This window comes from Sphingobacterium sp. PCS056 (assembly GCF_023273895.1).
Classification (GTDB): Bacteria; Bacteroidota; Bacteroidia; order Sphingobacteriales; family Sphingobacteriaceae; genus Sphingobacterium.
Genome location: NZ_CP096883.1, coordinates 3,518,178 through 3,531,019, shown reverse-complemented (window position 1 = coordinate 3,531,019; position 12,842 = coordinate 3,518,178). Strand labels below are relative to the sequence as shown.

The 12,842-nt window shown below is 40.8% G+C and carries 8 protein-coding genes; 2 read left to right on the top strand and 6 right to left on the bottom strand.

What is annotated here, in order from left to right; all coding sequences use genetic code 11:
• Positions 1 to 118: 118 nt before the first annotated feature.
• A complete protein-coding gene (locus MUB18_RS14730; RefSeq protein ID WP_248753634.1) occupies positions 119 to 1,360 on the top strand; it encodes a YaiO family outer membrane beta-barrel protein in 1,242 nt (413 codons plus the stop codon).
• Here the strand turns inward: MUB18_RS14730 and MUB18_RS14725 are convergent.
• From MUB18_RS14725 to MUB18_RS14705, 5 genes are all read right to left on the bottom strand, one after another.
• A complete protein-coding gene (locus tag MUB18_RS14725) occupies positions 1,357 to 4,779 on the bottom strand; it encodes a sulfatase-like hydrolase/transferase (protein WP_248753633.1) in 3,423 nt (1,140 codons plus the stop codon). The two genes, MUB18_RS14730 and MUB18_RS14725, sit on opposite strands and share 4 nt — an antisense overlap.
• Complete coding sequence (locus MUB18_RS14720; RefSeq protein WP_248753632.1) at positions 4,773 to 5,840, bottom strand: HEAT repeat domain-containing protein; 1,068 nt, start codon at positions 5,838 to 5,840, stop codon at positions 4,773 to 4,775. The genes MUB18_RS14725 and MUB18_RS14720 overlap by 7 nt, the downstream gene beginning before the upstream one ends.
• 16 nt (positions 5,841 to 5,856) lie before the next feature.
• The gene (locus tag MUB18_RS14715; protein WP_248753631.1) at positions 5,857 to 6,210 is read right to left on the bottom strand and encodes a response regulator transcription factor; all 354 of its coding nucleotides are present in this window, start codon (positions 6,208 to 6,210) and stop codon (positions 5,857 to 5,859) included.
• 1 nt (position 6,211) lies between these two features.
• On the bottom strand, positions 6,212 to 10,126 hold the full coding sequence (locus tag MUB18_RS14710; RefSeq protein WP_248753630.1) for a response regulator: 3,915 nt from the start codon (positions 10,124 to 10,126) through the stop codon (positions 6,212 to 6,214).
• A gap of 154 nt (positions 10,127 to 10,280) precedes the next feature.
• Complete coding sequence (locus MUB18_RS14705; RefSeq protein WP_248753629.1) at positions 10,281 to 11,237, bottom strand: sulfatase-like hydrolase/transferase; 957 nt, start codon at positions 11,235 to 11,237, stop codon at positions 10,281 to 10,283.
• A gap of 260 nt (positions 11,238 to 11,497) precedes the next feature.
• On the opposite strand from MUB18_RS14705, the gene MUB18_RS14700 reads away from it, so the two are divergent.
• Positions 11,498 to 12,046 carry a hypothetical protein gene (locus MUB18_RS14700; protein ID WP_248753628.1) on the top strand — a complete coding sequence of 183 codons (549 nt, stop codon included), beginning with the start codon at positions 11,498 to 11,500 and terminating at the stop codon, positions 12,044 to 12,046.
• An 83-nt stretch (positions 12,047 to 12,129) separates the two neighbouring features.
• Here MUB18_RS14700 and MUB18_RS14695 read toward each other — a convergent pair whose 3' ends face one another.
• Positions 12,130 to 12,552, bottom strand: a complete 423-nt coding sequence (locus tag MUB18_RS14695) for an organic hydroperoxide resistance protein (protein WP_248753627.1) — start codon at positions 12,550 to 12,552, stop codon at positions 12,130 to 12,132.
• Positions 12,553 to 12,842 lie beyond the last annotated feature (290 nt).

Here is a 12,842-nt window from a genome sequence, read left to right as displayed (position 1 = left end):
TATTAAAATAACAGAATCCTCGTGCATAAGGAGCAAGTATTGATAAATTGATAAACAAATTTTACTAACTTTAGTTATTAAATATATCTATCCTAATATCTAAAAAATTTGATTTAAGATGAATAAACTTGTTTACATGTTATTTGGCTTACTGATGGGACCATTATCAAGCTTTTGTCAGGAAAAAACACTAACCGCAGATGAACTTTTTGTAAAAGCTCGTACCGTTGCCTTTGATCAAAAAAATTATGCCGAGGCCATAAAAATCAGTAAGCAGGCATTACAGCAGGCTCCAGATTATACCGATATACGGATTTTTTTAGGACGGCTTTACACCTGGTCTGATCAAACCGATTCAGCTCGGTCTGTATTTGAACAGCTCCATAGATCCCATGTTCAAGATGAAGATTTCTACTTGGCGTATGCATCGTTTGTCTATTGGAATGATCAACCTGCACAAGCTATTGAACTGATCGACCAAGGTCTTTCCTTTCATCCGACTTCACAGGACCTGCTTCTGTTAAAGGCAAAAGTAGCCTACAGCAACAATGCCTATGCAAGTGCCGAACAATCAGTAAACCAGTTGTTACAATTAAATCCTAAGCATGCTGAGGCAAGAGCACTGGCCAAAAATATACAAGAGTACACCGCTAAGAATGCCATAGGCCTCAATTATAATTTTGTCCACTTTGACAAACAGTTTGATCATGACTGGCACATCGTAGCGCTGAGTTATAAAAGAGCAACGCCGTTGGGTTCTGTTATTTTCAGAACTAACTATGCCAATAAATTTGCTGAAAATGGGGTTCAGTTTGAAGTAGAAGCGTATCCCAGATTGTCCAAGATGTTTTACCTCTATGTGGCAGGTGGATATTCAAATAACGTAGGCATATTTCCAAAATATAGAACTGGCGTATCTTTATACGCCAACCTACCCCATAGTTTTGAAGGCGAGATTGGGTACAGACAGCTTTACTTTACAGACAATATCTGGATGTATACAGCATCTATAGGCAAATACTATCAAAACTTTTGGTTCAATTTAAAGACCTATTTGACTCCTAGTCACCAGAATATCTCGCAATCCTATGCAGGTACAGTACGTTACTATACCAAAGGGGCAAATGACTATTTGGGATTTATTATCGGCACGGGTCTAAGCCCTGAAGAAAACAGAAATAATCTTTTGGAAATTTCTAATTACAAATTGAAAACGTTTAAAGTCGGTGCCGAATATAACTTCTCCATCAATCGGACCAATCTCTTTTCCATTTCTTCAACCTACTACAATCAAGAATTTAGATTAGGTGAGAAAGGCAATCAAATCGACGTCACATTGGGCTATATCAAAACCTTTTAAGGTTTTGATATCGCTTGTTTGAAATAATTCGTATAAATACTATCGGGAAACAATTGTTTGCTGGTATAAAATCTTTTATTGTTATTTTTAAAAGTATTAAAGCGCTTAGAAAGCAGTTCTCTTGAAGACTCATCCACAATAGGTTCCTCATTCATATGCGCATCCAATTGATACAACTGTCCATCTGACAGATGGTAGTCGCCATAGACAAAGTCTATCAATTGATTTTTGCTCTGCATCATCGCAGCACCGTTACTTTTAGCAGAGGTGCCGATCTCTAAACCCTTTCCTATCCACGTGACCTGCTTAGGAGTATGAACTCCATAGTTTTCTCTGTAGTAGGCTAGCAGTGATGGTGTGACATCAAAGTGACTCACCTTATTATGAAAGGTATGGCCCGCTTTTAGCAAAGGTGAATAAATGATCAGGGGAACATGATAACGATCGATCTTGCTCTCCAATGGAATCTCGGGCATGGCATGGTCACCCGTAATCACAAAGATGGTATTGCCGTAATCAGCTCTTCGCTGATAAGCTTTAAAAAATTGACTCATGGCATCATCCAGATTTAAAACAGAAACCAATTGGGTTCGATTTTCCAATGCCCACTTTCGTTGATCTGCCGTGAGTGTTTGTGTCGCCATTCGCTGATCAAAAAGCTGTTCATAGTAAGCAGCATTATTGATCAAAAATGGATTGTGCGTTGATAAGGTCAACAGGACATGAAAATAGGGTTTTGACTGCACCTGCTGTACTTCCAACAATTTATTAAAGACGGCCTGATCTTCATATCCCCAGCTTTCACCCCCTTTCTCCGGAAGTTTTTTGTAAGGGGCACGAAATGCTTTTTGATCAATTAAGGTATCGATCTGATTACTGTCCATGTATTTTTGCATGAAATCAAAATGAGCATCGCCACCATAGAAAAAACCGGTGTTAAAATCATTGGCCTGTAAGATATTAAATAGACTGAAATGCTTGGGCAAGGTATCTTGTTCTAAGAAGCCATGAGAAGCAAAGGGCAATGAGCCCGTTAAGGTCGAAAGGACCGAAAAAGTCCGTCCTGAAGAGCTTAGATTATTATCCCAATACAACGAACTCTTTTTCAGATCATCAATAAAAGGCGTAAAATTTCCAATATATCCAGCCGGAGAACTGTAAGAATGCCCCAACCCCTCGACGATGATGATGACGAGATTGGGTGCTGCTGCTGCTTTTTCAAAATAAGGACCCAACATATCTTTGGTATCCTCATCATGGAGAAAAGGAAAACTTTCATTGCTTCCTACAGCATCATCTTGGGCACCAAAAGCCAGCATGCCCGGATGCTCATCGAGATAGTTGGTCACATTTGACTTTAAAAAATAACGCCATTTACTTCGCACCGAATTTTGGACAAACTCATCTCCACCTGCTGAAAAACGCTTAAAATAATCGAGCGGTAAACCACTTGCCGCCAGCCCCAGTATAAATACAGTGATACTGACATAAATCGTCTTCAGCGGTTTTCTTGACGCTAGCCAAAAAGTAATATAGGTACCTACTACCAATAAAATCAGTAAGGCGACATTGGTGATGCTCAACATACCGCTCGCTTGTAAGATCTGCATCAGATCGGCGGTATTGTAATAAAATAGATCAGCTCCAAGCAAATTGCGAGATTCTGCAAAGTAAAGAAACAAGACATATTGCATCACGACGACCAATGTCAGGAGTAGATGCGCTTGCAACCTAGCCAAGGGGATACTGACAAACTGCAGGATCAGATAGATCAGACCACCCACAGCCAATACCTCAAAAGCCAAAGCCAGGTTGTCCAATACAAGTTGGACGATACCTGGATGATGATTTAATTGTGCAAACTGTCTACCATACCACCACCATTCGACACCGACCGAAAACAGGAACAGCCCTAAAAATACAAGTGCAATGATTCCATAATTTTTCAATCCTATCACGAGCTGCATACCTACGCGCTTTAGAAAAGATGCATCAGGTGCTGCCTGTTGAAAACCCTGGCGCTTCATATCTCCCCAACTATGCTGCTTTCGAAAATAATCCAATGAACCGCGCACAGCGGCACAGACAATGAGGGGATGAAAGTAAAATGGCTCTAAAATAGCCGTTGTAATTAATTTCGAAAGATCCTGTTTCTTGCTGTAAACTTGGTGACTGACCAAGTCAACTAATATCGCATATATCGAGTACAAGATACCAGAGGAAATAACCAGGGCAAATAGGGCAAAGAAAAAAGTCCAATTAATGATGCCCAAAAAAAAGAAAACAATAAAGACGATATAGCCAAAAAATTCGATCAGAGGACCTAGAAACTCAAAGAAAAACCAATAGGGAATACTGAGCATCCCGAGTTTTCCATATTTGGGATTAAACATGAGTTTGCGGTGCTTCCATAAGGTCTCCATCGTACCTCGCATCCAGCGATTGCGCTGTTTTTTCAAGACCTCTTTGGACTCCGGCACCTCTGTCCAACAGAGCGGATCGGGAATATTGACAACTTCATAAGGAAGTTTTTCTTCTTCCATATATCGGCGCATGCGCACGACGAGCTCGATGTCTTCACCAACGGTCTGGCTATCATATCCACCGCAAGCAAGCACGATCTGTTTATCAAAGGCTCCAAATGCTCCTGAGATCAAGATAAGACCTGACGCCCTGGACCAGGCCATTCTGCCCAAAACAAAGGCTCTGATATATTCTAGCGCTTGGGTACGTCCAAGCCATGACTGCGGTAAATTGATATCGACGACTTTGCCATTTTCGATTTTGCAATTATTGGCCAGACGAATCACACCTCCACAAGCGATGACACGTTTATCGGTTTGTTCCAAAAATGGCTTTGCCAGCTTCAATAATGCGTCCTGTTCTAAGATACAATCGACATCGATACAGACGATATAATCCCCAGATGATATATTGACCCCAACATTGAGCGCATCGGCCTTACCGCCATTTTCCTTATCTACCACGATCAGCTTTTTAAAAGCCGAATTTTTACTTTTGTAGATGCCTTTTATGGCCTTGGTTTCGATATTTCCCTGTATAAAAAAAGGAACCGATTCAAGCTCATATGCCGCGATGAGCTTGTCCATCGAGTCGTCCCGGCTCCCATCATTGACGATGATAATTTCCAGATTGTGGTAATATAGAGACAGGAGCGAACGTACATTTTCAACCACGGTCATGCCTTCATTGTAGGCGGGTGCGATCACGCTAAAATTAGGCGCATTGGCATTGGTGGCAATCAAATTATAGTCGGTAAACGTATTATCGTTTTTATATCGGGATACTGCTCCATAAGCATACAATCCTATCCAGCTATAAATCAAAAATATAGCCGCTGAATACACCAAAAATATCCAGATGACGACTTCATAGACAATATGAGCAAATTCTAACATATCTTTTTCTGCAAAGCATGGTTGACAATCTGTTTAAAACGCAAGGCCGTGTTACTGTCCAGAGCCATATCCGTGAGGTACTGCTCTTGACCCAGGCAGACCATCACTTCAGCAGCAGCGATTTTGATGGCATTATCCGGATGTTCCAAAAACTGCTGCTTCAGAAATGCCAGACACTCCATACTTTTAGATATTTTCAATGCCTTTAATATCTCCAGCTGTACCGGTAGCGGCTGCTGCGGGAATGATGTTGTCAACTGATGGGCGGTATCATCATTTTCCAATGACTCCAGTGTTCTGACGGCTTCCCTCCTAACATGCACATGATCATGATCTAACAGTTTCAAAACTGCATTGTAAAAAGTGAGCAGCTGAAATTTCCGTATCAAGCGAAAGGTGAAAACAATCACTGTGATATTGCTACTCTCCAACCATAAGGCGGGACTCAGGTCATGTGAATCCGGTATTTCCGTTATCGAATGTAGCAAACGCAGTTGCTGCCAGTCAGAAAGTGGTGAATGCAGCGTATTTAAAAAAGATAAGCCCTCAAATCCCTTAAACGTGAGGACCGCATATTGTGCTTCTTGATAGATAAGCCGATCCGAATGTTTGAGCAATGATGTAAATACAGAGAGCGCACGTGTTACACCCATCGCCGAAAGCTCTTGAATACCCGCTACCACAAGGTAGTTTTTTTTCTTTTTAAGATTTTTCCAGGCCTCCTTTTCTAAGTGATACTGGTGAAAGAGAAAGCTGATCTCCTGACGGGCAGCACCAGAAAATTTTCGTTCAGAAGTGACCAATAAGCCTAAGAAAAGGTCACGAAAAGCATATTTTCGGAGATTGCTATTGAAAGATTGATCATCTGCTATCGCTTGATGACCACCAACAATCGATTCGATAATCTTGTTTTCAATGATACGGGTCCAAATCTGCCTATTGTGCAATATCCGATACTGATATAAACTATATAAAAGTACCGCGATGATCATGACCATAACCATCATAAAGACGATTATAATCGCGATAACAAGTTCATTTAAGGTGATTTGGTGTACCATGGCCTATCTGTATAGATTAACTTTTTAAACGTTTGATACGCAAAAGCAGCTCGTTTGGACTGAAAGGCTTGACCATAAAATCCGCAGCTCCCAGATCAAACGCATCGATCACGACTTCTTCCTGCCCCATGCTCGAAAGCACGATGACAGGAGTTTTTTTGCCAAATGATCGGATCGCCGAAAGAATTTCTATTCCAGAGGCAAAAGGCATCATGATATCGGTCACCACAAGATCAATATCCAGCTCTTGTAATTTTTCGATTGCCTCCTTACCATTTCGTGTCAAAATAACAGTATGGCCCTCTTTTACCAGTTTATGTTCGATCGTGCGCAAGATCAATTCGTCATCTTCAGCAATTAAAATCAACATACTATTGCTCGTTTAAAAGTTTAGTTATTAAATATATTCCAATTTCAATTTCTCGCTCGATCTGATCCAACAAAGGCAGGGATTGTGCGATCGATGTCAATTCTTTTTCCATATCGGCCGTTAGCTTGGCCAGTTTGATTAGACCCGCGGTAGAAGTCGTGCCCCTCAATTTATGCAGCACAATACGCATATGTTGACTGTCATCAGCTGCTCTGGCGCTTTTGAGTTGCGTCGTTGCCTGCTGCAGCTCTTTGATCACCAGATTAAGAAAGAAAGATTTAAAGCTAGGATCGTCGTCGATCCGCTCAGTCAGTGCCTGGATATCTACTCGTCCATCCATGCCCATGTCGCTTTGATCCTCAATGGGCGTAGTTTCAATAAAATTCTGCAGCACAGCATACAGCTCTTGTTGTCGTAAAGGTTTCGGAAGAAAATCTGACATTCCCGCTTCTAGGCATCTTTCTCTTTCACCACGAATGTTACCCGCTGTAATCCCGATAATAGGAATATCTTGGTAACCTTCAAGCAGACGAATTTCTTGAGTTGCTTCTACACCATCCATCTCAGGCATTTGTACATCCATCAAAATCAGGTCAAAATGATATTCCATACATTGATAAACTGCGTCTTTACCATTCGACACTTCGATAAGCTCAGCATTGGGCATAATTAAGTTCATGATCCTTTTGTTGAGCGCCATATTGACGGAATTGTCATCTGCTAAAAGCACCCTTGCACGTTGCTCATAAATCGTTGAATTAGGCAACGATTCGGTTAATTTATCCAATTTAGGATCTATTTTACTTTGTTTGATCGCTCGTCGCAGGGTAACATACAGTTCTTCCGATCGAATGGGTTTTAAGAGACAAAATGAACGTTCTTCCTGACGAAATGCTGAAATCACCTCATGTTCTTCTGAAGACGTGTGCAACACAATCAATGGGATACTTTCTCCTTGTTTGTAAAAGAGCTCTTTGATCTTTTCAATCGTCTCCAAGCCTGACAAAATCGGCATATGGTAGTCCATCAAAATAACATCAAATCGTTCGCCACTCATCAAGAGCTGTAAAGCAGCTAAACCATTCTCAGCGAGTACAGATTCAATCTTTTTGTAGGTCAACATATGTTGTATGATGGTGCGGTTGTTGGCATTGTCGTCCACCACCAAGATCCGGCTCAGCGCAAGGTCATCCTCCTCTTCTAATTCTCCTTCTTCATAAGGCATATCCACTTCAAAATAAAAATCAGATCCTTTATTATACTCGCTCTCCAAGCACAATTTGCTGCCCATATATTTCAATAAATTATTGGAAATCGTAAGTCCCAATCCAGTACCCCCATAACGCTTGCTTACCGAACTGTCTTCTTGTGTAAAAGCATCAAAAATACGTTGCTGTCTTTCGATGGGGATGCCGATACCTGTATCGCGAACAGAAAAACGCAACTTGAGTTTGTCATTGCCACTTTCCAATTTTTCGACCTTCAGTTCAATTTCTCCTTTTTCGGTAAATTTAACGGCATTGCCCAGCAAGTTGATCAATACCTGCTTTAATCGGGCTTCATCGATCCAGATCGACTGCGGCAGACCTTGTTCAATATTCAATAAGAGCTCGATATCCTTTCGTTGCGCCTGATACAGAACCACATTGATCACCTGGTGTGCCAGATCATACACATTGGATTTGTCAATGTATAGTTCCAGTTTACCCGATTCAATTTTTGAAAAATCAAGGATATCATTGATGATATTCAATAGACTGCTACCCGATTCATTGATGTAGTTGAGGTATTGTTTTTGGACATCGTTGAGCGGAGTTTTGAGCAGCAGATCCGAAAATCCAATGACCCCATTCAAAGGTGTTCTGATTTCATGGCTCATGTTGGCCAAAAATTCTGATTTTGCTTGACTAGCCAGATCGGCTAATTTTTTAGCCTGCTTGAGTTCCAGATTGACCTGAACGGATTCAGTGATATTTTGCGTAAAAATGATGATTCCTCCGATACTGCCGTCAGCAAGGTGCCATGGTCTGACCTCCCAATTGAAGTGCTGCGGTTGCTCCTGTCCTTCTACATCGATCAATTCATCGACATTTTTATACGCTTCCCCATTTAGCGCATCATAATAAATTTTCTTTCTACTCTCTGGGATATTGGGAAAGAGTTCAAAAAGATACTGATCTAAAATCCTTTCTTCATCTTTATGAAAATCGTCTACCCATTGGTGACTGACTGAAACATAGCGCAGGTCGCGGTCAAACATGGCGACACAGGCAGGAACATAATCGACAAATGCCTGTAGCATCGCTTCCTTGCGTGCCAACTGGAGATATACATTTTTGCTCTGGTCTATATCTTGGATGATACCAAACACACGCTTACAGATACCCTTTTCAAATTCGGGAATACCCTTTACACGAACCCATATGACTTCACCACTTGCTTTTTTGAGTCGCAATTCGACATCATAAGAAGTACCTTCGATGACCGATTTATTAAATATCTCGGTGATTTTTGCTTGGCTTTCTTCTTCATAAAAACCGATAGCATGTTCAAAATCAGGCATAAAATCATGCCCCACACCATGGATCAATTTGGTAGAATTTGACCAAAATACTTTATTTTCTTCCAGATTGACTTCCCATCCACCGACCTGTGCCACGGCATTGGTCTGCTCTAGGATCTGCTTAGTATGGATCAGATCATTCTCCAGCTGTATACGCTCCGTCATATTGAGCGCAGTGCTCACCACATACGTTTTGCCGTCCACATCTTTTTCCAGCATATTATGGTAGAGCCAGTAGATTTTTTCACCCGTTTTTGATTTTAGAATCATCATGCCCGAATCCTCACCATTAGATTTGATGCGTTCTAGGTAACCCTGCAGACCTGACAGATGGTGCTGCGGGACGAGCTGTCTGAGATTGAGACTATTCACCTCCTCCTTGGAGTATCTGAGCAGATTTCGACCTTTTTCATTGACCTCGAGTATATTTCCTTCCAGGTCATGCATACTCATCAGACCGATGCCATTCTCAAAGAAATTGCGAAAACGGCGTTCCGAATTCTCCAGCTTCTGTTGCTCTTCGCGCTCCTGGGTCACATTGCGACCAAAAGCAAATATTTCACCCGTATTGGCATCATACTTAAAGAACCATTCAATAATAATATCGTTACCATCCGCCTGTGGTAGTACAGTTGTGCAGGGCACACCCTGGTGCGATTCGGCGATTTCATACAAGCATTCTTGAAAATCTTTGGCGTTATGCTGCAGCAAGGTGAGAAACGAAGTGCCCAAGATTTGCGATTTCTCCACTTTTACGAGTTCTGCAAAAGCAGGATTGACCTCCTTGATCAGGTACTGACTATCTAAAACACAGATCAGATTGTTGGTCAGATGAAAAATCTCTTCAAAATAGCCCGCTTGTATCTTTCGTCTTTTGCTCAATAAAATTTTTGTAACCGCTTTTCCTAACTGCTCCAAAGATTCCACCTGTTTCTCGCTCAGTGATTTGGGCTCAAAATCAATGACGCAGATCGTTCCTAAAGCATATCCTTCATCATCCAATAAAGGAACACCAGCATAAAAACGAATATTTCCTTCACGGATCAGCGGATTGGCTGATGATCGCGGATCATCGAGCGTGTCCGTTATGACCAGAAGTTCTTTACTCATAATGGTGTACTGGCACACCGTATGACGTCGCTCAACGGTATCCAATTCCATCCCGACACAACTCTGTATCCGCTGCGTATCCTCCTCCATCATCGCGATCAGCGAAGCAGGACAGTCTGCAATAAGACAAGCCGCCTGAGCAAAAACGTCAAGATCGGGATCCTTCCCCAATCCTAAAAGTTCATGTGATCTTAGCTGACGGATTCGCTCCAATTCGTTCTCCGGGAGTGGGTAGTTGTCCATACCTTATAAAATAAATAGATGTTTTAGTTTTAATTGGTGAAAATAATAAAAACATTTAACCTTTTATACAGACAAGATAGGAAAAATAGCGTTAATTTTAAATAATAATTTATAGCAATATTCTACTAAGATATTATCCATTTATAAAAAAAAACTATTTAAAAATACTCATCCCTTCATCGTAAACTGGACTTTGTACATTTAAGAATTTTAACACACTGTGAAACACGTGGTTTTGAGATAATATTTTATTGGGCTTCACCATTTTTGAACCATCGGATACCCATACGATAAATGGGATCTCATACTGTTCTTTCGGAGCGATGCTCATCGGCACCCCGTGCATGTATAAGTTTTTTTCTCCTAAAGACTCACCATGATCCGACACAAACATCATTGCGCTCTGATAGTCTTTCAACTGCTTTAGATCGTCAATGATTTTTGCAAGCATATAATCGGTATAGACAATGGTATTGTCATAAGCATTGATCAGCTCTGCTTGCGAACATTTACCTAAATCAACACTTTTACATACGGGCTTAAAAACTTCAAAACGAGCTGGATATTTGGTATTGTAAGTTGGACCATGACTGGTACTGGTATGCAATATAACCAATACCTTGTTCTTTTTGCTTGTCAAAATCTGCTCCTTCAGACCCGACAGCAGTACCTCGTCATAGTTACATCCTTCGCCCTTACAATGTGGCATTAAAGCTTCGGTCTTTTGATAGGTTTTGATATGGACGGGAGGTTCGCCCCAATTGGAAGTTCTCCACACGACATCCACATCGTTTCGATATAAATAATTGGGCAAGATCTCATATAACTTATCCGTATCGGTATGTTCCAAAATCGATTTTACACCTGCAGTGGTGTAAGTGGCAGAGGAATTTGCATCAAAATGATATAAATTGGGTACTTTGGAAAGCAAGGGATTGGTATTTTTACTGTAACCATATAACGAAAAATTAGCCCGTCTTGCCGATTCGCCAATGACCAAAACCACCACCGATTTCTGCCGATCTGCAACGACTGCATCTGGCAGCAAAATTTCCTTTTCATGACTCTTATATCGATCGCTGTAAAAAAGGATGGTAAATTTTAATTCCAAAGATCTTTTATACTGCTTCACCCATCATGTTAAACGGACAATAGTCCATATTCTGATATGGGTATATTTTTTTGACGTACCTACAGAAGATGCTATACAGTAAAAAATATTTTTCGAACTGAAAAACACAGAAAATGAAGGAACTACCCTAGTGATGTCAACCTATAGCGTGCCTATGGCTCAATTTTTGATTTCATTGGCAGACAATCCTGTTTTTAAATCAAACAGATCATTTTATTAAGAAACTAAAAACAAATTACATGAAAAGCACCTTTAAATCGTTATTTGCTCCATTATGCATCCTCCTCTTGACATCAGTTATGTTCTTACAATCCTGTTCCGAACCTGCAGATAAATTTTTTGGTGTCGCGATTTTAAATACCAATATGATTACAGATTTTGGCACACCTGCATTTACCAAACAGCTCCATGACCATAGCGTAGAATATCCCGATATTCCTTCCAGTAAAAAAAATGGTAATGAAGCAGCAGAGGTGGTCAAAAACAAAGTGCTCTATCTGGAGAAAGTGTTGAAAGATCTTGAGGCATTATCGGCCAATGATGATGGCAGAAAAGAGATTAAAGAGCAAGCCATAGCACTATATGAATTTGTCTTGCCGGTATATAAAAACGAATATACAGCTTATGCAAAACTGTGTGATGCCCATGCGCCACAGGAACAGAAAGAAGAGATTTCGACAGCTATCGAGCAAAAATACAGTGCCGAGTTTGAGAAAAGAATCACTTCTTTATTAGCATTAGGTAAAGAATTTGCAACAGAAAACAACCTCAATGTCAACTGGGACTAGTCGCTCGTTGATGATATGACATAGAAATGGCCGCTCTAGAGCGGCCATTTCTATGCTATAAAGTATCCTACGGTTGATGCCGACTATTGGTTGGAGACATGGATTTCAACGTCCATATTTCCACGCGTCGCATTTGAATACGGACAGATCTGGTGTGCCTTTTCGGTCAAAGCTTGTGCCTCTTCCAAACTCACCCCCGGGATATTGGCGTGCAATGCTGCAGCCAAACCAAAACCACCGTTTTCTAATTGGCCGATGCTTACTTTTGCCGTTACCGAAGTTTCACCGGTTTGTACTTTGGCCTGTTTGATGACCAGATTCAACGCACTGTCAAAACAGGCTGCATAGCCCGCCGCAAAAAGCATTTCAGGATTAGCATAATCATCGTTAGCACCTCCCAGTGCCTTTGGCATACGCACTTCCAGATCCAAGATATTGTTTTCGCTTTTTACTTGACCATTTCTACCTCCAGTAGCTTGGGCACCAATTGTATACAATGTTTTCATCTTTATTTATTTTTTAATTCTTACTTTTTTCTTCCAAAGCACAGCAAACTAGATTTTCAAAAATAGACTCTGCCGTATGCTCGATCATCTGGACGATCTAGTTCACATCTGATTGCTTGAAACAAATGTACACTATTTTATATTGTGCACAATATAATTTATAGCAATACAATTGGTTTTTACTTCAGCCTGACAAATCGGAGGACTCTTATCTTGCTTTTCTGTTTAATATAGCTTACAGGATCCAAACCGACGATATACAGAAAGGAACACATACAACATGTGCTCCT

What these genes read in the sequence shown, in the direction of transcription:
- MUB18_RS14730 (WP_248753634.1), top strand. Translation starts at nt 119, where the DNA reads ATGAATAAACTTGTTTACATGTTATTTGGCTTACTGATGGGACCATTA.
- MUB18_RS14725 (WP_248753633.1), bottom strand. Translation starts at nt 4,779, where the DNA reads ATGTTAGAATTTGCTCATATTGTCTATGAAGTCGTCATCTGGATATTT.
- MUB18_RS14720 (WP_248753632.1), bottom strand. Translation starts at nt 5,840, where the DNA reads ATGGTACACCAAATCACCTTAAATGAACTTGTTATCGCGATTATAATC.
- MUB18_RS14715 (WP_248753631.1), bottom strand. Translation starts at nt 6,210, where the DNA reads ATGTTGATTTTAATTGCTGAAGATGACGAATTGATCTTGCGCACGATC.
- MUB18_RS14710 (WP_248753630.1), bottom strand. Translation starts at nt 10,126, where the DNA reads ATGGACAACTACCCACTCCCGGAGAACGAATTGGAGCGAATCCGTCAG.
- MUB18_RS14700 (WP_248753628.1), top strand. Translation starts at nt 11,498, where the DNA reads ATGAAAAGCACCTTTAAATCGTTATTTGCTCCATTATGCATCCTCCTC.
- MUB18_RS14695 (WP_248753627.1), bottom strand. Translation starts at nt 12,552, where the DNA reads ATGAAAACATTGTATACAATTGGTGCCCAAGCTACTGGAGGTAGAAAT.